Consider the following 20042-nt stretch of genomic DNA (forward strand, 5'->3'; position numbering starts at 1 on the left):
CAAGGCGCAGGAGATGGCGCTGGTGCTGGAGGCGCAGAACCTCGCCGAGCGCGAGGTGCCCGACTATGTCGCGGCCGACGGTGCCGCGAAGGTCACCTTCACCCGCGTGCCGCTGCTGGACGAGGTGCCCTATCCGGTGAAGATGGAGCCCAATCTGGTTGTCGAGTTCTACTCGCGCTGAGCGAGTAGGACGCGACGATCTCACCAGATTGGGCCGGCCGGCCTCGCCGCAGGCGAGGTCCGACGACGCGGGTTTCACTCCCGCGTCGGCCCGAGAAGAGCAGGAGGGCGGTCCCGCGGGGCCGCCCTCATCGTTTCAGCTTCACGCGAGTCCGACGGTGGATGCCGGCACAAGGCCGGCATGACGGTATGGGGAAAGGCTCGCCGCCCCGCGCGTTGCTGCCGGCGAGAAGGAGCACGCGCATGAATATCGACCTTTCGGGCAAGACGGCACTGGTGACCGGTTCCACCGACGGCATCGGCTTCGCGACGGCCAAGGCGATCGCCGCAGCGGGCGCGGCGGTGATCGTCAACGGGCGCGGGCAGGACAAGGTCGACGCGGCGGTCGCGCGCATCGGCGGGCAGGCGCGCGGCGTCGCCGCCGACCTGGCGGACGCAGACGGCGCGGCGACTCTGGTCGCGGCGGTTCCGCATGCCGATATCGTCGTCAGCAACGCCGGGATCTTCCAGCCGGCCGACTTCTTCGACGCGGACGACGCGATGTGGGACCGGCACTGGCAGGTCAACGTCATGGCCGGCGTCCGGCTCGCGCGTCATTACCTGCCGCGGATGCGCGATGCGGGCTGGGGTCGCTTCATCCTCCTCGGCTCCGAATCGGCGTTCAACGTGCCCGTCGAGATGATCCACTACGGCGTCAGCAAGACCGCCGACGTGGCGCTGGCGCGCGGGCTCGCCAAGCGCATGGCGGGGACGAACGTGACGGTGAACGCGGTGCTGCCGGGACCGACCCTGTCGGAGGGGGTCGCGGGCATGCTCCAGGCACAGGCCGAGCAAGCGGGCCAGTCGTTGGAGGAGGCGGGCGCCGCCTTCGTCAAGCGGCACCGGCCGAGCTCGATCCTGCAGCGCGCCGCCACCGTCGAGGAAGTCGCGGCGATGATCGTCTACACCGCCTCGCCCCAGGCGTCGGCGACCACCGGCGCGGCACTGCGGGTCGACGGCGGGGTGATCGACTCGCTGCAGTGAGCGCTCGATAGGCCGCCGGCGACCAGGCGTGGAGCACCGCGCCTGTCGGCACCAGCGCGCCCGCGATCGCGAAGACCGGTGACAGCCTCGACCCGCGGACCGGCCGGGCCGCGCGGCGGGCCTCCGGCAGCGGGTGGGCTGCACCCGGGTGCGCGCGGCCAGACCTTCGCGCCATCGCCCGCCGACGAAGAGTTGCCGAGAGCGATCGCCGGCAGGCCGCAGATTGACTCTGCCTGCCCGGCGCGACATCCTTTTCCAAAGTAGAGGCGTCGCGTGGCCGCCGGCAGGTCCGGCAAGGGAATGAGCTGCGGGGGAAGACGCATGACCGTCGCGATCAAGGCTTGCGCGCCGGGCTGCGCCGTCTCGGGCGCCGTCGCAATGGGCGCGGCCGCTACGCCCCCGGACGCGAACCGCGCCAGCTTCTGCCTGGGCCGGGCGGCGCGATGCGGTTCCGCGGGCGAGCCGACCGGGACCGTTCCGTGATCGCCGGATGGCTCAACACTTGGCTGCACGGCGGCGGTACGGCGCAGCTCGGTCCGGCCGATCCCGCCGACCTCATCGCCCGGCGACACGCGGCGCGGCGCTGGTGGATCGGGCAGGCGGCGGTGGCGCCGCCGGGGCTGGTCGGCCTGGCGCTGTCGGGGGGCGGCATCCGTAGCGCCACCTTCTCGCTCGGCGTGCTCCAGGCGCTGGCTCGCGCCGATCGGCTCGCGGCGATCGACATCCTGTCGACCGTGTCCGGCGGGTCCTATGTCGGCTGCTTCCTGCGCAGCCTGTTCCTGCCCAAGCGGCTGCGCGGCATCGCCCCGGTGCAGAACGACGCGGCCCTGTCGGAGCAGGCGAAGGCGCTGGAACTGGCCGCGCAGTATCGCTTCGCGATGCGCGCGCTGACGAGCGACGCCAGCGAGCGGGCGCTGGTCGCGCCGTCGGGCAAGTCGGTGCGCAATCCGATCTGGTGGCTGCGCGAACATAGCCGCTATCTCGCTCCGAACGGGCCGACCGATTACAGCTATGCGGTCGCGTATCTCGCGCGGAACTGGCTGGGGATGCTCTACGTCTTCGCGCTCGGCATGGCGGCCGTGCTGGCGGCGACCGCGCTGCTGGACATCGGAATCGTGCGCGGCCTGGCGGCGATCGGCTGGCCTTGGCCGAGCCGCGCGGCAGCGTCGGCTGTGACGGGCGCGGCCGGCTGCGACCTTCATCTCGGCGGGGTCGTCCCCACGGCGGTGAGCGCGGCCTGCCGGCCGGACGCGCCCGCCGCGCCCCCTGCGTTCTTCCGATCCTTCTCGCCCCTCGTCGCGCTGGCGCTGATCCCGCAGCTCGGCTCGCTGGCGGTCAGTCTCGCCTATTGGCTCACCTGCCAGATGTCGGTGAACGAGCGCGACCCGCGCCGGCAGCTCGGCTGGTTCGGCAAGATGGCCGGGTGGGTGGCGCTGCTCGCCGCCGCGCTGGGCGCGCTGCTGTATTGGCGGCCCCTGCCCTTCAACCCGCACATCCGCTGGGCCGAGCGCACGGGGGAGGCGCTGCTGGGGATGCAACTGGCGGCGGGCGCGATCTGGCTGGTGGCGACGCTGTTCCTGGTCTACCCCGACCAGCTGCTGACGGCGGAGCTGCGTCGCCGCCTCACCACCTGGCAGGCGCGGTTCAACCTGGCGGTGCTGGTGCTGCTCGGGCTCGGCCTGGTCGAGACGCTCGCGGCGGCGCTGCGGCAATGGGCATGGACGGGCGCGCGGTCCGCGGCGCTGTCCATCTCGGTCGGCTCGGCGCTGCCGGTGTTCGCTTTCGCCGTCCGCAAGCTGCAAGGCTGGGCTGCGGGCAAGGGCGCGAAGACCGGACTGTTCGCGGCGGCCGCGCGCTTCCTGCCCGAGGTCGCGCTGGTCGCGGGCGGGCTCGCCTATGGGGCGGTCGCAGTGGCCGCCGGCGCGCTGGTCCAGGCCGCGATCTGGGCCGGGGATCCGTGGCAGCGGGGGACGGTGGACGCGGGCGCGACCGCGCTGCTGATCGCGACGCTCGCCGCGCTGGGGCTGCTGACCGGCTGGTCGACCGGCTTCATCAACCTGTCCTCGCTCCACAATCTGTACGCCTCGCGGCTGACGCGGGCCTATCTCGGCGCCAGCAATCTGGTGCGGCTGGAGACGCTGGAGGACCCCGACCGGCCCGACGTCACCATCCTCGACAACCACGACAAGGACTACATCCAGCCCGAGACCTATGGCGAAGCCGATCTGCCGGCGCCGCTCCACGTCATCAACGTGACGGTCAATCGCACGATCGCGGACAGCTCGGCATTGGTGACGCGCGATCGCAAGGGCGTGCCCCTCTCGGTCGAGCCGCACGGCATCAGGCTGACGGACGGCGCCCGCCAGCGGCTGCTGCTGTGGCACCGGATCGGGGTGCGCCGCTATGCCGAGTCGCTGAGCCTGGGCCAGTGGTGCGCGATTTCGGGCGCCGCGGCGTCGAGCGGCATGGGCCGCCTCACCAATCTCGGCTTCGCGATGGCGCTGACCTTCGCCAACGTCCGGCTCGGCTATTGGTGGTGGGCGCCGGCCGCGAAGCCGCCCCAGCCCGCCCGCTCGCCGTCGCGGATCGTCCGGGCGCTGCTCGGCGCGCCGGTCTACCGCCTGTTGTCGACCTTCTTCTACCTGTTCGACGAGATGACCGCCCGCTATTCGAGCGGCTATGACCGGCAATACCTGTCGGACGGCGGCCATTTCGAGAATACCGGCGCCTATGCGCTGATCCGGCGCGACGTGCCGCTGATCCTCGTCTGCGACAATGCGCAGGACCAGGATTACGCCTTCGCCGACCTGGAGAATCTCGTCCGCACGGCCCGGATCGATCTCGGCCGCGAGCTGGTGCTGCTCGGCGGGGCCGCGCTGCGCCGCTTCCTGGCCGAGATCGGCTGCCGCCGCGCGACGCTGTTCGTCGATCCCGACGTGGACCGTGACTGGAAGGCGGCGATGCGCGACGGCAAGGGCGAGGCGTTCGCGCTCGCTTTCGCGGTGCAGGGCGGCGCCGGCGTCCCGGCGCGCCGGCTGGTGCTGGTCAAGCCGCGGCTGCTGCCGGGCACGCCGGAGGACGTCGCCGGTTACGCCGCCGCCAACCCGCCCTTTCCGCAGCAGACGACCGGGGACCAGTTCTTCGACGAGGCGCAATGGGAGAGCTACCGCCGGCTGGGCGAGCATTGCATGACGACGCTGCTGGCGGCCTGCCCGCGGCTGTTCGCGGCCGCGGGGGTGCGGTGAGGCGGTTTCCTTCGCCCTTTCCCCGTGCCACAAGGGGGCGTGCGCACCACTCGGCCTGCGCGCGCGCGAGGGGTTCGGCCGGGCAAGGATGGAGAGAATGATGGCGCGAACGGCGGAGAAACGCGGCAAGGACGAGACCAAGGCGGCCACCAAGAAGGTCAAGGCGACGGGCAAGCCGACCGGCGGCGCGCGCGGCGGCATCACCGCGCCGGTCACGCCCTCCCCCGAGCTGGCCGAGATCGTCGGCAAGGCCGACCTGCCGCGCAGCGAGGTCGTCAGCAAGGTGTGGGATTACATCAAGAAGAACGATCTGCAGGACGCCAAGGACCGGCGCCAGATCAACGGCGACGACAAGCTCCAGAAGATCTTCGGCAAGCCGTCCGTCAGCATGTTCGAGATGAACAAGCATCTGAGCGCGCACCTCACCGCCAAGAAGGCCTGACGCGGAGCGGGATGCGGGTCGCGGGCGGTGACGGCCCGCGGCGCGCAGCCCCTTGCAATCGCTGCAAAACCGGTGAGGGGTGGGGCCCGACACATCAAAGGACCTCTCGCCGATGCGCCTCCGCCTGCTGCCGGTCCTCGCGCTGTCCGCCACCGCTCCCGCCGTCGCGCAGGTCCACGGCTATAACGGCCTGGCGCTGAGCCCGACGGGCGACCGCATCGCGACCACCGAAGCCAGCGGCGGGACCGGCGCCGGCGGCCGCGGCGGCGGCCACGCCGCGATCGTGCTGCGCCGCGCGGCCGATGGGGCGATCACGCAGACGCTCGATCCCTGTCCCAAATGCACCTATGCCGGGCTCACCTTCGGCCCCGGCGGCGAGCTCGCCTTCGTCGCGCGCGAGCCCGGCGCGTCGACCGCCCAGCTGATGCTGGCCGAGGGCAACGCGGTCCGCACCCTCGCCACCGTCCCCGGCCTCGCGCAGACGCCGCGTTTCTCGCCCCGTGGCGACCGCATCGCGCTACTCGTGACGCTCGGCGCCGCCAAGGAGACCGGCGCGACGCAGGCGGGCGTGCGCCAGATCGGCGAGATCGGCGAGACGAGCGACGAGCAGCGCCTCGCCGTGTTCACGGTGCGCGGCGCGCCGGTCGTGCCCGCGGACGTCAGGCCGGTGTCGCCCGCCGACCGCTACATCTACGAATATGACTGGACGCCCGACGGCGCCGGCTTCGTGGTGACCAGCGCGCGCGGCAACGGCGACGCCAATTGGTGGGTGGCGACGCTCGACCATGTCGACGCGGCGACCGGCACCGTCCGCACCATCGCCAGGCCGATCACGCAGCTCAACTTCCCGCGCGTGTCGCCAGACGGGCGCAGCGTCGCCTATATCGGCGGGCTGATGAGCGACTTCGGCTCGGTCGGCGGCGACGTGTGGACGGTGCCGCTCGCCGGCGGCCCGCCGACGGACATCACCGCCGGCCAGCCCGTCACCTATGTCTCGCTCGCCTGGACGAAGGCCGGCCTGCGCGCCGTCTCGCTGCGCAACGACCGCATGGAGGTGGGCGCGGTCGAGCCGGGTCGCGCCGTCCCCTCCGGTTACAGCGCACCGGTCAGCCTGGCGGCGGGCGACGGCCGCGCCGCCTTCTCCGCTGACGGCGGACTGGCGGCGACGGTGGCGCAGGACTGGACGCACGCGCCGGCCATCTATGCCGGTCCGCTCGCCGGCCTGCGCCCGATCACCCATGACAATGACGCCGTGCGCGCCGCGGTCACCGCGCAGAGCGTCAGCTGGAGGAGCGACCGCTTCACCGCCCAGGGCTGGCTGCTCGGCCCGCTCGCGCCGCCTGCCGGAAAGGCGCCGATGATCGTCAGCGTCCATGGCGGCCCGTCCGCCGCCTCGACGCCGCGCTTCATGGAGAAGGGGCCGGCGACCGAGTATATGGACGCGGGCTATTACGTCTTCATGCCCAATCCCCGCGGCTCCTATGGCCAGGGCGAGGCGTTCACCGCCGCCAACAAGCGCGATTTCGGCGGCGGCGACCTGCGCGACATCCTGGCGGGCGTCGACGCGGTCGAGAAGGTGGCGCCGATCGACGACGCGCGGCTGGGGCTGACCGGCTGCTCCTATGGCGGCTTCATGGCGATGTGGGCCAACACCCAGACCAACCGCTTCAAGGCGATCGTCGCCGGTGCGGGGCTGTCCAACATGGTCAGCTATTACGGCACCAACGGCATCGATCAGTGGCTGATCCCGTTCTACGGCAAATCCGTCTACGACGACTTCAAGGTCTATGAGGACGCGTCTGCGGTCTACCACGTCCGCACCGCCCATACGCCCACCTTCATCTATGTCGGCGAGCGCGACATCGAGGTGCCGCCGACCCAGTCGGTCGAATGGTGGCACGCGCTCAGGAATCAGGGCGTGGACACCAGCCTGGTGATCTATCCCGACGCCGGCCATTGCGTGCCGCGCCCCGATCAGTCGGCGGACGTCCGCAAGCGCGCGCTCGCCTGGTTCGGCAGGTATCTGGCGAAGTGAGGACGATCGTGCGCGCCCTGATCCCGTTTGCGCCGCTGCTGCTGGCGCCGTTGCTTCTGGCCGCCGCCACGGCGCCCGTCGTCTCCCCCGCGATCCGGGCGGCGCTGGCCGATCCGGCGCGGGCCGACCAGGCGGGCGACGACCTGCGCCGCCAGGCCGCCGCGGTGATCGCCTTCTCGGGCGCGAAGCCCGGCGACACCGTGGTCGATTACCTGCCGGGCCAGGGCTATTGGACGCGCATCTTCACCGGCGTGGTCGGGCCGAACGGGCATGTGATCGCGATGTGGCCGCAGGCCGGCGCCAGGCGCGCCGCCGCGATCGTGCCCGGCCTGCAGGCGAAGGCCCTCGCCAACGTCGCGTACGACGTTCAGGCCGGCAACCTGCCGGTGGTGGCGCAACCGGTCGACCTGTTCTGGACCGTCCAGAGCTATCACGATATCCCCGAGGGCCTGCGCACCGCGTTCAACGCCGCGGTGTTCAGGGCGCTCAAGCCCGGCGGCACCTATCTGATCATCGATCATGCCGACGCGCGCGGCGCGCTGCCGACGACGCCCTCCAAGCACCGCATCGACCCCGCCGTGGTACGCAGCCAGGTCGCGAGCGCCGGCTTCCGCTTCACCGGCCAGTCGACGGTGCTCGCCAACCCCGCCGACGATCACTCCAAACCGGTGTTCGATCCCACGATCCGCGGCCAGACCGACCAGTTCGTGTTCCGCTTCGTCAGGCCGAAATAGGACCATTCGGCCGGTTGGTGCAGCACCAGCACCAGCGGCTCACCATGGTCCTGCTGCGCGCGCACGCGCCCGAGCGTTACCGCGCGTGGCGCGACGAGGCGATCCAGCCGTGCGAGCATTCGGGCGGCGTGGCGGAGCTGTTCCGGCAGGCGATCAGGCACGTCGCCGAAGATGCGCTGTTCACCCAGGAGCTCAATCCCGAACGGCCCGCCGACGCCGCCGCCTATCGCCCCACGGAGCGCCGATACGTCGATGCGATCCAGGAGCAGGACCGCGAGATCGCCGCGTTGCGCGCCGCGGCGAGGCTTCCCGCGCAGGACGTGGACTGAAGATGGCCAGCTTCCGCGCCGCCAGGCGGCCCTCCGACGACCCGAGCGCGACGCCCGCGGCACCGGCCTGACCGCGTTCAGGCCCGCGCCAGCAGCCGCTGCGCGGCCTTGAGGTGAGGCGCGTCGACCATCCGACCGTCGAGCTGCAGCGCGCCCGCGTCCGGGTTGGCCGCGAACAGCGCCACGACGCGCCGCGCCTGCGCCAGCTCGTCGGCGGACGGCGTGAAGGCGGCGTTGATGACCGCGACCTGCGCAGGATGGATCGCGAGCATGCCCGTGAACCCGTCGCGCCGCCCGCGCGCGGCATAGGCGGCGAGGCCGTCCATGTCGCGAAAGTCGGGATACACCGTCTCGATCGCCGGCACGCCCGCCGCATGCGCCGCGAACAACGCCAGCGACCGGGCGAGACGATAGGGATCGGTATAGCCGCCGTCCGCCTCGCGCGCCGCCGCCGCACCGATCGCGGCCGGCAGGTCCTCCGCGCCCCAGGTCAACCCCGCCAGGTGCGCGGCGGCTTGCCCATAGCTGCCGAGCGCGAAGATCGCCGCCGGCGTCTCCGTCGCGACCGGCAGGATCGGCAGCGCCAGCCGCTCGGCCAGCCGCAGCACGTCGCGCGCGCCCGCCGCCTTGGGGAGCACGAGCCCGTCCGGCCGCGCGTCGGCGAGCGCGGCGAGGTCGTCGTCCAGGAAAGGCGAATCGAGCGGGTTCACCCGCACGAAGACCAACAGCTCCTTCCCGGGACGGGGAGGAGCGAGATACGCCCTGACCGCCGCCCGTGCCTCGGCCTTGCGCGCGGTCACGACCGCATCCTCCAGGTCCAGGATCAGCGCGTCCGCGCCGCTCGCGACTGCCCTGGCGAAGCGGTCCGGCCGGTCGCCCGGCACGAACAGCAGCGAGCGGAGCCTCACGCCCCCTGCCGCTCCGCCAGCCTGCGCTCCCAGGCGAGCGCGTCCCTGACGATGACCTCTAGGTCGTCGCGCGCCGGCCGCCACGGCAGCGCCGCCAGGATGGCCCGGTTGTCGGCGACCAGCGCCGCCGGGTCGCCCGCGCGCCGGCCCTCCATCCGGCGCGCGATCGTCCGGTTGGTCACCCGATCGACCGCGTCGAGCACCTCCAGCACCGAGAAGCCGCGGCCGTATCCGCAGTTGAGCGTATGGCTTTCCCCCGGTCGCTCGACCAGCAGGTCCAGTGCCGCGACATGCGCCGCGGCCAGGTCCGATACGTGGATATAGTCGCGCACCCCCGTACCGTCGGCGGTGTCGAAATCGGTCCCGTAGACGCTCACCGCCTCGCGCTTGCCGGTCGCGGCCTCCACCGCGATCTTGATGAGGTGCGTCGCGCCCACCGTCGACTGGCCGCTGCGGCCCTCGGGATCGGCGCCGGCGACGTTGAAATAGCGCAACGCGCAATAGTTCATCGGGTGCGCCGCGGCGACGTCGCGCAGCATCGCCTCGGTCATCAGCTTGGACATGCCATAGGGGTTGATCGGCACGGTCGGGTCGCCCTCCGCGACCGGCACCCTGACGGGCGTGCCATAGGTGGCGGCGGTCGAGGAGAAGATGAAGTGCGGCACGCCCGCCGCCACCGCGCTCGCCAGCAGGCTGCGCGTCGCGGCGGTGTTGTTGCCGTAATATTTGAGCGGGTCGGCGACCGACTCCGGCACCACCACCGATCCGGCGAAATGCATGATCGCCTTCACGTCGTGCTCGCGCAGCACGTCGGCGAGGCGAGGATCGGCGACGTTCATCTCGACCAGCGTCGCACGGGGATCGACCGCCCAGGCGAAGCCGGTGACGAGGTTGTCGACCACCACCACCTCCTGCCCCGCATCGAGCAGCGCCAGCACGGCGTGGCTGCCGATATAGCCGGCCCCGCCCGTCACCATCACCTTGCCGTCCAGCGTCATGTGCCCGAACCCCTTTGCGGGCGCGTTAGCGGCTTCCTACATCGGTCGCAAAGGAGACCATCCATGACGGAATATGCGACGCTCGCCGGCGGCTGCTTCTGGTGCACCGAGGCGGTGTTCAAGGACGTGATCGGCGTCCAGTCGGTCGAGAGCGGCTATATCGGCGGCACCGTCGACGACCCCGAATACCGCTCGGTCTGCAACGGCGACACCGGCCATGCCGAGGCGATCCGCGTCGGCTTCGATCCCGCCCAGGTCCGCTACGCCGACCTGCTCGACATCTTCTTCGCCACGCATGACGCGACCCAGCTCAATCGCCAGGGCAACGATGTCGGCACGCAGTACCGCTCGGCGATCTTCCCCGAGACGGTGGAACAGGAGGAGCAGGCCAACCAGGCGATCGCGCGCGCCCAGGCCGATCAGTCGAAGCCGATCGTCACCACGATCGAGCCGTTTGATCGCTGGTGGCCGGCGGAGGGCTATCACCAGGATTATTGGGAGACGAGCGGCCGCTCCAATCCCTATTGCCTCGCGGTGATCCCGCCCAAGCTGCAAAAGCTCAGGAAGAGCTTCGCGGCGCAAGTGCGCACGCAGCTAGCGTAGCTGGCTGCGAGACGCACAAACCCGGCCGGCGTAGCGCAGCTACGACCGACGACGCGGCTTTGCCGCGGCGCCTAGCGATGCGCCGCCCGGCGCAGCCGATCGTTGATCGCTTCCCCCACCCCGTCCGCCGGCACCGGCGCGATGGCGATGCGGGTTCCGGGCGAGGCGTCCGCCCGGTGCAGCGCGTCGAACAGCCGCGCCGCCGCTTCGATCAGGTCCCCCACGGCCGACAGCGTGTCGTCGCCCGCGACCGGACCGAAGCCGATCAGCCACTCGCCTGGCTCGGCGCCGGTGGCGCCCAGCCGCAGCGGCTTGGCCGGCGCATAATGGCCGGCAAGCTGACCGGGCGCGGTGATCGCTCCCGACGGCGACGGGACGACCGATGCAAGGCGGCCCGATACCGCCGCGATCTGCTCGCCGGTGATCGGCCCCGGCCTGAGCACGCGCCCGTCGGCGACGATCGTCGACTCCACCCCGGTCGGGCACGCGCCGTCATCGATGACGAGCGGCACGGCGCCGCCCAGGCTGGCCGCGACATGCGCCGCCCGCGTCGGACTGATCGCGCCCGAGCGGTTCGCCGACGGCGCGGCGAGCGGCCGGCCGCACGCCGTCAGCAGCGCCCGCATCGCGCGGTGCGCCGGCACCCGCACCGCCACCGTCGGCAGGCCCGCCGTCACCGCCGGCGCGAGCCCCGCTCCCTCGCGCACCGGCAGCACCAGCGTCAGCGGCCCCGGCCAGAACGCCGCCGCCAGTGCCCGTGCCACGGCATCGAACACCGCCACCCGCTCCGCGGCTGCGCCATCGAGCACATGCACGATCAGCGGGTTGAAATCCGGCCGCCCCTTGGCCGCATAGATGCGCGCCACCGCCTCGGCATTGGTCGCGTCCGCCGCCAGCCCGTAAACCGTCTCGGTCGGCACGGCGACCACCTCCCCCGCCGCGATCAGCGCCGATGCTCGGGCGATGGCGGGGTCACCGAAGGGCAGGATGGCTGGTGCGGACATGTCCGGACGCTATAGGCGCGCCTGACCGACCGCCGCTACCGCCGCCAGGTCGGCACGGAGGTGAGCGAAGGCGAGATCACCAATCCGCGCATCTACCGGATGCGACTGAGCATGATGTTCGGCATTGATCTGACGCCCGACGAGGTCGACCAGCTGTACTAGCCGCGCCGCTGGTCCGCTCGATCAGGCCTCGCTTCGCTCCAGCAGGTCGCCCGCGTCGAGGCCCAGCAGCGCGATATAGCTTTGGATGCGCGGCCATTGCGTCGTCACGAACCGCTCGCGCTCGGTCACGCGCAATCGCTCCACCGCGCCGGGCAACACGAACATGCCCACCCCGCGCCGGACCTCGACATAGCCGTCGTCCTGGAAGCTCTGATACGCCTTGGCGACCGTCAGCGGGTTGGCGCCGTGCTCGGCCGCCAGCGCCCGGACGGACGGCAGCTGGTCGCCCGCCTGGAAGTCGCCGCGCAGGATCGCCGCCGCGATCGTGCCGCGAAGCCGCAGATAGACCGGGCTCTCCCCTTCTACCACGTCGGGCCGCTCGGCGCTGTCATACCGCCTTAATACAGCAAGGGTGCGGCGAGTCCAGCATCGTCAGGCTTCGGCCGGCGGCGTCCACCGGCTGACGATCGCCGCCATGTCGGGCCGCGGCCGCTCGTCCAGCGGGCGCCCGGGCGTGCCGATGAACACGAAGCCGACGATGCGTTGCGTCTCGTCACCGAACAGGTCGCGCACGGGTGGCGAGAAGGCGGGCCAGCCGGTCAGCCAGCCCGCGGCGTAGCCCATCGCGTGCGCCGCGTGGAGCAGGTTCATCGTCGCCGCGCCCGCCGACAGCTCCTGCTCCCAGATCGGGATGGGCGATCCCGCGACGGGCGCGGACAGCGTCACCACCAGCGCCGGCGCCTGGGTGGCGAACTGCCGCGCCGCCTCCAGCTCGTGCGCCGGCGCGTCCGGATGGTCGGCGGCCCAGATGTCGGCGAGCAGCCCCGCCAGCCGCTGCCGCTGCGCGTCGGCCACCACCACGAAGCGCCACGGCGCGAGCTTGCCGTGATCGGGCGTGCGCGCCGCGATCGCCAGCATCCGGTCGATCGCCGCGCCGTCCGGCCCCGGCCCGACCAGGTCGCGCGGCTTGCCCGAACGGCGGGTCGCGAGGAGAGACAAGGGCGAGGAGGCGTCGTTCAGCATGGCCGCGCATGTAGTCTTGCGAACGGCTCGCAGAAAGCCCCAATCCTCCCCGCCCGCGGGGAGGATTTACAGAGAAAGCCAACCCGCTACGTTCCCGGGCAAAGCGGGGCCGGCGAGGGCCCCCGCATCAGGGAACCCCCATTGGTCGAGACCCCCACCGACGCCAGCCCGTTCGAGCCGGACATCAGTCACGTCCAGCCGCTCAGCGGGCGCACCTGGCTGGGCCATCCCGTGCAGCTCCGCCGGCTGTTCGGCATCGAGATGTGGGAGCGGTTCGGCTTCTACGGGATGCGGGCGCTGCTGGTGCTCTATCTCACCAAGCATTTCCTGCTGCCCGATCATCAGGCGAGCGGCATCGTCGGCGGCTTTCTCAGCCTCGTCTACCTGACCCCGGTGGTCGGCGGACTGCTCGCGGATCAGTATCTCGGGTCCAAGCGCGCGGTGAAGTTCGGCGCGATCGTGATGGCGGTGGGCTATTTCCTGCTCTGCTTCGGCGGCGATCAGGGCCGCGCCTTCGCCACCATCGACGGGCAGCGCCTGGCGGTCTCCCAGGCGCAGGCCGCCTCGCCGCTGATGCCCAACGCCGCGCCCCAGACGGTGCAGTTCGACGGGCGGACGCTGGCCATCCACGGCCTGCCGGACGGCTCGGTCCAGCTCCAGCGGCCCGACGGCTCGGTCGCGCGCACGGTCGCCCCCGCGAACTTCGTCGCGGGCGCCGAGCGTTCGCCCTTCTACACCGCGATGATGCTGATCGCGCTGGCGCTGATCGTCGTCGGCAACGGCTTCTTCAAGCCCAACATCTCGACCATCGTCGGCTCGCTCTACGGGCCCGGCGACCGGCGGCGCGACGCGGGCTTCACGATCTTCTACGCCGGCATCAATATCGGCTCGGTGCTTGGCCAGCTGGCCTGCCCGTTCATGGTCGACCATGTCGGCTGGTGGGCGGGCTTCGTCACCGTCTCCGCCGTGCTGCTGATCTCCTGGGCGATGCTCCAGTTCGACGGCGGCCGGCTGACCGGATACGGCGAGCCGCCGACGCGGGCGGGGCGGGATCGCGCGCCGCTGATCTATGTCCTCGCCTTCGCGTCCGTCGGCTTCTTCTGGCTGGTGTTCCAGAACGTGATGACCGCGCCCGAGGCGGCGGCGGGCAGTGGCGTGTGGGGCTACATCGTCGCCACGCCGGTGCTCGGCAAGGCGCTGCTCGTCATCTTCCTGGCCGCCGTGATCGGGATCCCGATCTGGTCGTGGCGCGCGGGCGACCGGACCGAGCGGGAGATGATGCTCGCCGCGATCATCCTGGTCGTGTTCAACGTCACCTTCTGGGCGCTGTTCGAGCAGGCGGCCTCGTCGCTGACGCTGTTCGCCGACCGCAACACGACGCTGGAGCTGTTCGGGTTCCACATGTCGGCGGCGGCGACGCAGCAGTTCAACCCGATCGTCGTGGTGCTGTTCGCGCCGGTGCTGAGCTGGCTGTGGCTGGCGCTGGCGAAGCGCGGGCTGGAGCCCTCGATCCAGGTCAAGTTCGCGCTCGCGCTGATGCTGGTCGGGCTCGGCTTCGTGGCCCTGTCGGCGAGCGGCGGCACGGCGGACGCAACGTTCCGCGTGTCGCTGTGGTGGCTGGTGCTGACCTATTTCCTCCACTCGATCGCCGAGCTGTGCATCTCGCCGGTCGGCCTGTCGATGATCACCAAACTGTCGATCGCGCGCATCGTCGGCATGATGATGGGGGTGTGGTTCCTGTCGATCTCGGTCGGCGAATATGTCGCCGGCGCCGCGGCGCAGGCGGCGGCGGTGACGACGGTCGGCGGGCAGGTCACCAATCCCGAGCTGTCGCTCCACACCTATCTCGGCACCTTCCTGACCGGCGGGGAGCTGACGATCGGGGCGGGCGTGGTGCTGCTGGTCATTGCGCCGCTGCTCAAGCGGCTGATGCACGGGGTGACCTAGCGTGGCTGGCACGCCCGCAGCGGAGCTGCGCGCGAGACCGGCGCGCTCGGCCGGCGTAGCGCAGCTACGACCGACGACGCGGCTTGGCCGCGTCGCTGTGGAGGGTGAGCCATGACCACCCTGATCGCGGCGGCAGTGGCGTTCGTCGGCGCGCATTTCCTGCTGTCGCATCCGCTGCGGGCGCCACTGGCGCGCGCGATCGGCGAGCGCGGGTTCCTGCTGCTCTATTCGCTGGTTGCGGCGGCGACGCTGGGCTGGCTGGCGGTCGCCTATCGCGCGCAGCCGGCCGCGCCGTTGATATGGCCGGTCGGCGACGGGCTGTGGGCGGTGGTCACGGTCGTCATGCTGCTGGCCAGCGTGCTGCTGATCGGCTCGCTGCTCGGCAACCCGGCGCTTCCCACCGGCGGCGCGCCGGACGCGATCCCGGAGCGGGCGCGCGGCGTCTTTGCGATCACGCGCCACCCGATGATGTGGTCCTTCGCGCTCTGGGCCGCGTGCCACGCGGCGGTGTACCCGACGCGGAGCAACTTCGTGCTGGTCGCGGCAGTCGCCGTGCTGGCGCTGGTCGGCGCCGCCCTGCAGGATCGCAAGAAGGAGCAGCTCCAGCCCGACAGCTGGCGCGCATGGGAGGCGAGGACGAGCTACTGGCCGTTCGCCGCGATCGCCGCCGGCCGGGCGAGGCTCGCCGGCTTCCGCCCCCACGACCTCGCCGGCGGCGTGCTGCTATGGCTCGCCGCGACCTGGGCGCACATCCCGCTCGCCGGCTGGGCGGCGGGGGTGTGGCGGTGGGTATAAAGGGAACGGGAACGGCAGCGGCTGCTTTCGCCCAAAAGCCGACGTAGAGGTAAGACGATGCCTGTCGCTCACCACGACAGTTTGTATATACTATCTGTCAGCCAAAGCGCAGGGGTAGTTTCAATGACATGAGGGCTATACCGCTAGTGGCGGCCGCCACATTAGTGGCAACCTGTTCTACAAGGATGGACAAGTCCGATCCGCGCAATGTCACAGCAGCTGCTCAAGAGTGTCATGGAATTGCCGCGAACATCAGTTTGACTAGTAATCACGCGATCGACAATCGTCCCTTCTGGCTTTCTGTTCTGCGCGGTCATCAAAGCAAATCCGTGTTTAATTGCTTGGATAGGTGGTCCGCTGAATACCTCGGAACGCGAGCCGAGCTGGTCGATGCACTTCCGGAACGCGAGATCTCTCTCCAGCAGGCGCTCTCCATTCTCAAAGCCGACGCCGGCGTGCCAAACAAGGCGCACCCGAACCGCCGACACTGATGCCCCGCCGGGTCAATGTCCGTCTTCCACCATAAACAGAGCTGCAAACAGGCCGACGCGGGAGTAAATTCCGCGTCGTCAGTCGGCGCTGTGGCGGCGCCGGCCGGCCTGCCGCGTGGCGGCTCGCTCCGCTCGCCCCCACCTGCACGCTGCTTCGCTGCGCGCGTCGCTACAGGCGCACCATCCGCATCCCGCGCTCGGCATAGCGCGGCCCCGCCGTGCCGCCCCTGGGCGCCGCCGCGTCCAGCTCGGCCATGTCCTGCTCGGTCAGCGGCACGCGATACGCCTCCGCCGAATCGCGCATCGTCGCGCGCCGCTTCACGCCGGGGATTGGCACGATGTTCGATCCCTGCGCCAGCAGCCAGGCGAGCGCCACCTGCGCGTTGGACACGCCGTGCCGCGCCGCCACCTTCGCCACCGTGTCGACCACGCCCAAATTGCGCGGCATGTTTTCCGCCGAATAGCGCGGATCGTTGCGCCGCCAATCGTCGGGCGCGAGGTCGTCCAGCGAGCGGATGCCGCCCGCCAGGAAGCCGCGGCCGAGCGGCGAATAGGCCACGAAGCCGATGTCGTGCTCGCGGCAGACGTCCAGGATCTCGTCCTCGACGTCGCGCTCCCACAGTGAATATTCGCTCTGCAGCGCGGCGATCGGGTGCGTCGCGACGGCGCGCCTCAGCGTCTCCGGCCCCGCTTCCGATAGCCCGATATGGAGGATCTTGCCCTCCTTCACCAGCTCGGCCATCCCGCCCACCGTCTCCTCGATCGGCACGTTGGGGTCGACGCGGTGCTGGTAGAACAGATCGATCACGTCGATTCCCAGCCGCTGGAGCGAGCCCTCGACCGCGCGCCGGGCGTTGGCCGGCGAGCCGTCCAGCCCCGCCATCTCGTTGCCGTTCCACTTCATCGCGAACTTGGTCGCGATCTGCAGGCCGGTGCGCTTGCCCTTGATCGCGCGGCCGACCAGCTCCTCGTTGGTGAAGGGGCCGTACATCTCGGCGGTGTCGAGGAAGGTGACGCCGAGGTCGATCGCCTCGTGGATCGTCGCGATCGATTCGCCCTCGTCGGCCTGCCCGTAACTGATGTTGCCGCCCGCGATCATCGGCATGCAGCCGATCCCGATCGCCGACACCTCGAAGCGCTGCCCCAGCCACCGTTTCATCATGTCATCGTTCCTCTGTCAGACGGTTCAGCTTCGCTGAACCGTCTGAGCCAGCCGGTATCCGCGTGAGCGGATCGCTACACCGGTTGGTCGCGTGTGACCACGGCGGTGAGCGCCAGGTTGCTGGTGACGTTGCCCAGCGTGCGGAAGATGTCGGGAATGGTCTCCACCGCGATCAGCAGGCCGAGCGGCGTCAGCGGCACGCCCAGCGCCGAGGCGATCGGCACGACGGAGGCGAAGAAGGTGATCTGGCTCGGCAGGCTGATCGATCCGAGCGAGGTGACGACGCCCGCCAGGATCGCCGCCGCGGTCGCCGCGAGCGACACCTCGACGCCGAACCAGCGCCCGATATAGATCGCGATCGCGAGATTCATCGACGGCTGCGTCGCGCGGAACATCGCCACGCCGAGCGGCAAGGTGACGCCCGACGCCGCCGGCGCGATCCGCATCTCGCCCGCCGCCTTCAGCATCGCCGGCAGCGTCGCCAGCGACGATTGGGTGGAGACCGCGAACACCTGCGCCGGCAGGCTCGCGCGCGCGAAGCGGCCGACCGGCACGCGGCTCCCGACCAGCACGACGAGATAGGCGACCAGCGTCACGATCGCCCCCACCGCGCTGATCACCGCCATGTAATGGGCCAGCGCGCCGAACGCCGCGGCGCCCGCGCGCGCGCCGACCAGCAAGGCGAGCGAGAACACGCCGAGCGGCGCCAGCCACAGCACCCAGCCGACCACCACCAGCATCGTGTCGCGCAACGCCGCGAACAGCGCCACCATCCGGTCGCGCGCGTCGGCGCCGATGCGGATCAGCGCGAAGGCGAACACCAGCGTGAACACGATCAGCGACAGGAGCGCGCCGCCGCTCGCCGCCGCGAACACGTTGGACGGCACGATCGCCGCCAGCTGCTCCGCGAGCGGGGGCGCCCTGGCCGGCACCGGCAGACCCGCCAGCGCCGCGCGCAGGGCCTGCGCCGCCCCGGCCGGGATCGGCGCGACCGTCAGGATCAGCGGCGTCACGATCGCGGCGGCCGTCGCGTCGAGCGTCAGCAGCGCCAGCGTGCCGCCGATCGTGCGCGCCGCCAGCCGCCCCGCGCTCGCCGCCTCGGCGGTGGAGGCGATGCCGGTGATGAGCAGCGAGACGACCAGCGGGATCACCGTCATCTGCAGCGCGTTGAGCCAGGCCGCGCCCACCGGCTGCGCGATCGCGACGCCGATCGCCGCCGCTTGGGGGCCGGCGCGGGCCAGCAGGATGCCGCCGAACAGGCCGGCCAGGAGTGCGACGAGGATGCGGACGGGTCGCGACATGCTCGCAGGCAAGCTCCGATCGGGCTAGGGAGCCCTCTCTACGAGGGTCAGGGCACGACATGGCAAGGAAATATTTCGGCACCGACGGCATTCGCGGCGCGACCAACGCCGCGCCGATGACGGCGGCGATGGCGATGAAGGTCGGCATGGCGGCGGGCGCCTATTTTCTCCGCGGCGCGCACAAGCACCGGGTGCTGATCGGCAAGGACACGCGGCTGTCCGGCTACATGCTCGAATCGGCGCTGGTCGCGGGCTTCACCAGCGTCGGCATGGACGTGGTGATGACCGGTCCGCTCCCCACGCCCGCCATCGCCATGCTGACCCAATCGATGCGCGCCGACATCGGCGTGATGATCTCGGCCAGCCACAATCCCTTCGCCGATAACGGCATCAAGCTGTTCGGCCCGGACGGCTACAAGCTTTCGGACGAGGCGGAGGAGGCGATCGAGGCGCTGATCGACGGCGACGTGCCGCTCGCGCCCTCCGGCCAGATCGGCCGCGCGCGCCGCATCGACGATGCGCAGGGTCGCTACATCCACTTCGCCAAGAGCACCTTCCCCGAGAAGCTGCGCCTCGACGGCCTGCGCGTCGTGATCGATTGCGCGAACGGGGCGGCGTACCGGGTCGCCCCCGCGGTGCTCTGGGAACTGGGCGCCGACGTGGTCGCGATCGGCGTCACGCCGGATGGCACCAACATCAACGACGGCGTCGGCTCCACCGCGCCGCAGACCCTGTCGGAGACGGTGGTCGCGGCGGGCGCGGACATCGGCATCGCGCTCGACGGCGACGCCGACCGGCTGATCGTGGTCGACGAGGGCGGCCGCGTGATCGACGGCGACCAGCTGATGGCGACGATCGCGGCGGGTTGGGCGCGCGCCGGGGCGCTCAAGGGCGGCGGCGTCGTCGCCACCGTGATGAGCAACCTGGGGCTGGAGCGGCACCTGGCCGCGCAGGGGCTGGGGCTGGTCCGCACCAAGGTCGGCGACCGGCATGTGCTGGAGGCGATGCGCGCGCGCGGCTACAATCTCGGCGGCGAGCAGTCCGGCCACATCATCCTCGCCGACCATGCGACGACCGGCGACGGCCTGGTCGCCGCGCTCCAGGTGCTGGCCGAGATCAAGCGCGCCGGCGCACCCGCCAGCGAGGTGCTCCACCGCTTCGAGCCGCTGCCCCAGCTCCTCAAGAACGTCCGCTTCGAGCGCGGGGCGAAGCCGCTCGATGCCGCGCCGGTCAAGGCCGCCATCGCCGCCGGCGAGGCCGCGCTGGGCGAAAGCGGCCGCGTCCTGATCCGCCCATCCGGCACCGAGCCCGTCATCCGCGTCATGGCCGAGGGCGACGACCGCGGCGCGGTGGAGGCGGTGGTCGACCGCATCTGCGCGGCGGTGCGCGAGGCGGCGTGACGCTCCTCATGCGCCCCGATTGCGAACGCTGCGGCGCGGACCTGCCGGCGCAGGCGGCGGGTGCGTTCATCTGCTCGTTCGAGTGCACCTTCTGCGCCGAATGTGCCGAGGCGCTGGACGATCGCTGCCCGAACTGCGGCGGCGAGCTCACCGATCGGCCGACGCGCACCGGCCAGGCGCTCAAGGAGCACCCGGCCGCGACCGAGCGGCGATTTCGGGGCTGAACCGCTGTCCTTCGCGACCGTCGCCGTGGCATGGGG

The 20042-nt window shown here is 71.2% G+C and carries 19 protein-coding genes and 1 pseudogene; 13 read left to right on the forward strand and 7 right to left on the reverse strand.

What is annotated here, in order from left to right:
- From ACFE64_RS07530 to ACFE64_RS07560, 7 genes and pseudogenes are all read left to right on the forward strand, one after another.
- A pseudogene (locus ACFE64_RS07530) lies at window positions 1-181 on the forward strand (30S ribosomal protein S4); the annotation flags it as partial.
- Window positions 182-423: 242 nt separating this feature from the next.
- The gene (locus ACFE64_RS07535) at window positions 424-1203 is read left to right on the forward strand and encodes an SDR family NAD(P)-dependent oxidoreductase (RefSeq protein WP_375391841.1); all 780 of its coding nucleotides are present in this window, start codon (window positions 424-426) and stop codon (window positions 1201-1203) included.
- A gap of 479 nt (window positions 1204-1682) precedes the next feature.
- On the forward strand, window positions 1683-4448 hold the full coding sequence (locus ACFE64_RS07540; protein WP_375391842.1) for a hypothetical protein: 2766 nt from the start codon (window positions 1683-1685) through the stop codon (window positions 4446-4448).
- Window positions 4449-4548: 100 nt separating this feature from the next.
- A complete protein-coding gene (locus ACFE64_RS07545; RefSeq protein ID WP_375391843.1) occupies window positions 4549-4890 on the forward strand; it encodes an SWIB/MDM2 domain-containing protein in 342 nt (113 codons plus the stop codon).
- Between the two features lie 112 nt (window positions 4891-5002).
- Entirely contained in the window at window positions 5003-6925 is a 1923-nt protein-coding gene (locus tag ACFE64_RS07550) for a prolyl oligopeptidase family serine peptidase (RefSeq protein ID WP_375391844.1), read from the forward strand.
- Between the two features lie 8 nt (window positions 6926-6933).
- Window positions 6934-7659, forward strand: a complete 726-nt coding sequence (locus ACFE64_RS07555) for a class I SAM-dependent methyltransferase (protein ID WP_375391845.1) — start codon at window positions 6934-6936, stop codon at window positions 7657-7659.
- Between the two features lie 17 nt (window positions 7660-7676).
- Window positions 7677-7988 (forward strand): hypothetical protein, encoded by a 312-nt coding sequence (locus ACFE64_RS07560; protein ID WP_375391846.1) that lies wholly within the window; start codon window positions 7677-7679, stop codon window positions 7986-7988.
- Window positions 7989-8065: 77 nt separating this feature from the next.
- Here ACFE64_RS07560 and ACFE64_RS07565 read toward each other — a convergent pair whose 3' ends face one another.
- Entirely contained in the window at window positions 8066-8896 is an 831-nt protein-coding gene (locus ACFE64_RS07565; protein WP_375391847.1) for an HpcH/HpaI aldolase/citrate lyase family protein, read from the reverse strand.
- Window positions 8893-9894 (reverse strand): UDP-glucose 4-epimerase GalE, encoded by a 1002-nt coding sequence (gene galE, locus ACFE64_RS07570; protein ID WP_375391848.1) that lies wholly within the window; start codon window positions 9892-9894, stop codon window positions 8893-8895. The genes ACFE64_RS07565 and galE overlap by 4 nt, the downstream gene beginning before the upstream one ends.
- A gap of 63 nt (window positions 9895-9957) precedes the next feature.
- Between galE and msrA the strand changes: the two genes are divergently transcribed.
- Window positions 9958-10497, forward strand: a complete 540-nt coding sequence (gene msrA / locus ACFE64_RS07575; RefSeq protein WP_375391849.1) for a peptide-methionine (S)-S-oxide reductase MsrA — start codon at window positions 9958-9960, stop codon at window positions 10495-10497.
- A gap of 71 nt (window positions 10498-10568) precedes the next feature.
- Here msrA and ACFE64_RS07580 read toward each other — a convergent pair whose 3' ends face one another.
- From ACFE64_RS07580 to ACFE64_RS07590, 3 genes are all read right to left on the reverse strand, one after another.
- Window positions 10569-11501 (reverse strand): L-threonylcarbamoyladenylate synthase, encoded by a 933-nt coding sequence (locus tag ACFE64_RS07580; RefSeq protein WP_375391850.1) that lies wholly within the window; start codon window positions 11499-11501, stop codon window positions 10569-10571.
- A 183-nt stretch (window positions 11502-11684) separates the two neighbouring features.
- Window positions 11685-12032, reverse strand: a complete 348-nt coding sequence (locus ACFE64_RS07585) for a GntR family transcriptional regulator (RefSeq protein WP_375391851.1) — start codon at window positions 12030-12032, stop codon at window positions 11685-11687.
- A gap of 63 nt (window positions 12033-12095) precedes the next feature.
- Window positions 12096-12686: a nitroreductase gene (locus ACFE64_RS07590; protein ID WP_375391852.1), complete on the reverse strand. Its 591-nt coding sequence runs from the start codon at window positions 12684-12686 to the stop codon at window positions 12096-12098.
- 141 nt (window positions 12687-12827) lie between these two features.
- Here ACFE64_RS07590 and ACFE64_RS07595 point away from each other — a divergent pair, with 141 nt between their 5' ends.
- The 3 genes from ACFE64_RS07595 (at window position 12828) to ACFE64_RS07605 (ending at window position 15919) form a co-directional block, all read left to right on the forward strand.
- On the forward strand, window positions 12828-14633 hold the full coding sequence (locus tag ACFE64_RS07595) for a peptide MFS transporter (protein WP_375391853.1): 1806 nt from the start codon (window positions 12828-12830) through the stop codon (window positions 14631-14633).
- Window positions 14634-14744: 111 nt separating this feature from the next.
- Entirely contained in the window at window positions 14745-15428 is a 684-nt protein-coding gene (locus ACFE64_RS07600; protein ID WP_375391854.1) for an NnrU family protein, read from the forward strand.
- A gap of 185 nt (window positions 15429-15613) precedes the next feature.
- Complete coding sequence (locus tag ACFE64_RS07605; RefSeq protein WP_375391855.1) at window positions 15614-15919, forward strand: hypothetical protein; 306 nt, start codon at window positions 15614-15616, stop codon at window positions 15917-15919.
- A gap of 169 nt (window positions 15920-16088) precedes the next feature.
- Here the strand turns inward: ACFE64_RS07605 and ACFE64_RS07610 are convergent, their stop codons facing one another.
- Both ACFE64_RS07610 and ACFE64_RS07615 read right to left on the reverse strand, forming a co-directional pair.
- Window positions 16089-17081, reverse strand: a complete 993-nt coding sequence (locus ACFE64_RS07610) for an aldo/keto reductase (protein WP_375391856.1) — start codon at window positions 17079-17081, stop codon at window positions 16089-16091.
- A 74-nt stretch (window positions 17082-17155) separates the two neighbouring features.
- Window positions 17156-18382 carry a dicarboxylate/amino acid:cation symporter gene (locus ACFE64_RS07615; RefSeq protein ID WP_375391857.1) on the reverse strand — a complete coding sequence of 409 codons (1227 nt, stop codon included), beginning with the start codon at window positions 18380-18382 and terminating at the stop codon, window positions 17156-17158.
- 59 nt (window positions 18383-18441) lie between these two features.
- Between ACFE64_RS07615 and glmM the strand changes: the two genes are divergently transcribed.
- A complete protein-coding gene (gene glmM / locus ACFE64_RS07620; protein ID WP_375391858.1) occupies window positions 18442-19782 on the forward strand; it encodes a phosphoglucosamine mutase in 1341 nt (446 codons plus the stop codon).
- A gap of 8 nt (window positions 19783-19790) precedes the next feature.
- Window positions 19791-20006, forward strand: a complete 216-nt coding sequence (locus ACFE64_RS07625) for a DUF1272 domain-containing protein (RefSeq protein ID WP_375391873.1) — start codon at window positions 19791-19793, stop codon at window positions 20004-20006.
- Window positions 20007-20042: the final 36 nt, after the last annotated feature.

The organism is uncultured Sphingomonas sp. (assembly GCF_964250165.1).
Lineage (GTDB): Bacteria > Pseudomonadota > Alphaproteobacteria > Sphingomonadales > Sphingomonadaceae > Sphingomonas.

Excerpts from the sequence above, each read along its gene's own strand:
- ACFE64_RS07535 (WP_375391841.1), top strand. The coding sequence starts at position 424 with ATGAATATCGACCTTTCGGGCAAGACGGCACTGGTGACCGGTTCCACC.
- ACFE64_RS07545 (WP_375391843.1), top strand. The coding sequence starts at position 4,549 with ATGGCGCGAACGGCGGAGAAACGCGGCAAGGACGAGACCAAGGCGGCC.
- ACFE64_RS07550 (WP_375391844.1), top strand. The coding sequence starts at position 5,003 with ATGCGCCTCCGCCTGCTGCCGGTCCTCGCGCTGTCCGCCACCGCTCCC.
- galE (WP_375391848.1), bottom strand. The coding sequence starts at position 9,894 with ATGACGCTGGACGGCAAGGTGATGGTGACGGGCGGGGCCGGCTATATC.
- msrA (WP_375391849.1), top strand. The coding sequence starts at position 9,958 with ATGACGGAATATGCGACGCTCGCCGGCGGCTGCTTCTGGTGCACCGAG.
- ACFE64_RS07580 (WP_375391850.1), bottom strand. The coding sequence starts at position 11,501 with ATGTCCGCACCAGCCATCCTGCCCTTCGGTGACCCCGCCATCGCCCGA.
- ACFE64_RS07590 (WP_375391852.1), bottom strand. The coding sequence starts at position 12,686 with ATGCTGAACGACGCCTCCTCGCCCTTGTCTCTCCTCGCGACCCGCCGT.
- ACFE64_RS07600 (WP_375391854.1), top strand. The coding sequence starts at position 14,745 with ATGACCACCCTGATCGCGGCGGCAGTGGCGTTCGTCGGCGCGCATTTC.
- ACFE64_RS07605 (WP_375391855.1), top strand. The coding sequence starts at position 15,614 with ATGGACAAGTCCGATCCGCGCAATGTCACAGCAGCTGCTCAAGAGTGT.
- ACFE64_RS07610 (WP_375391856.1), bottom strand. The coding sequence starts at position 17,081 with ATGATGAAACGGTGGCTGGGGCAGCGCTTCGAGGTGTCGGCGATCGGG.
- ACFE64_RS07615 (WP_375391857.1), bottom strand. The coding sequence starts at position 18,382 with ATGTCGCGACCCGTCCGCATCCTCGTCGCACTCCTGGCCGGCCTGTTC.
- glmM (WP_375391858.1), top strand. The coding sequence starts at position 18,442 with ATGGCAAGGAAATATTTCGGCACCGACGGCATTCGCGGCGCGACCAAC.
- ACFE64_RS07625 (WP_375391873.1), top strand. The coding sequence starts at position 19,791 with ATGCGCCCCGATTGCGAACGCTGCGGCGCGGACCTGCCGGCGCAGGCG.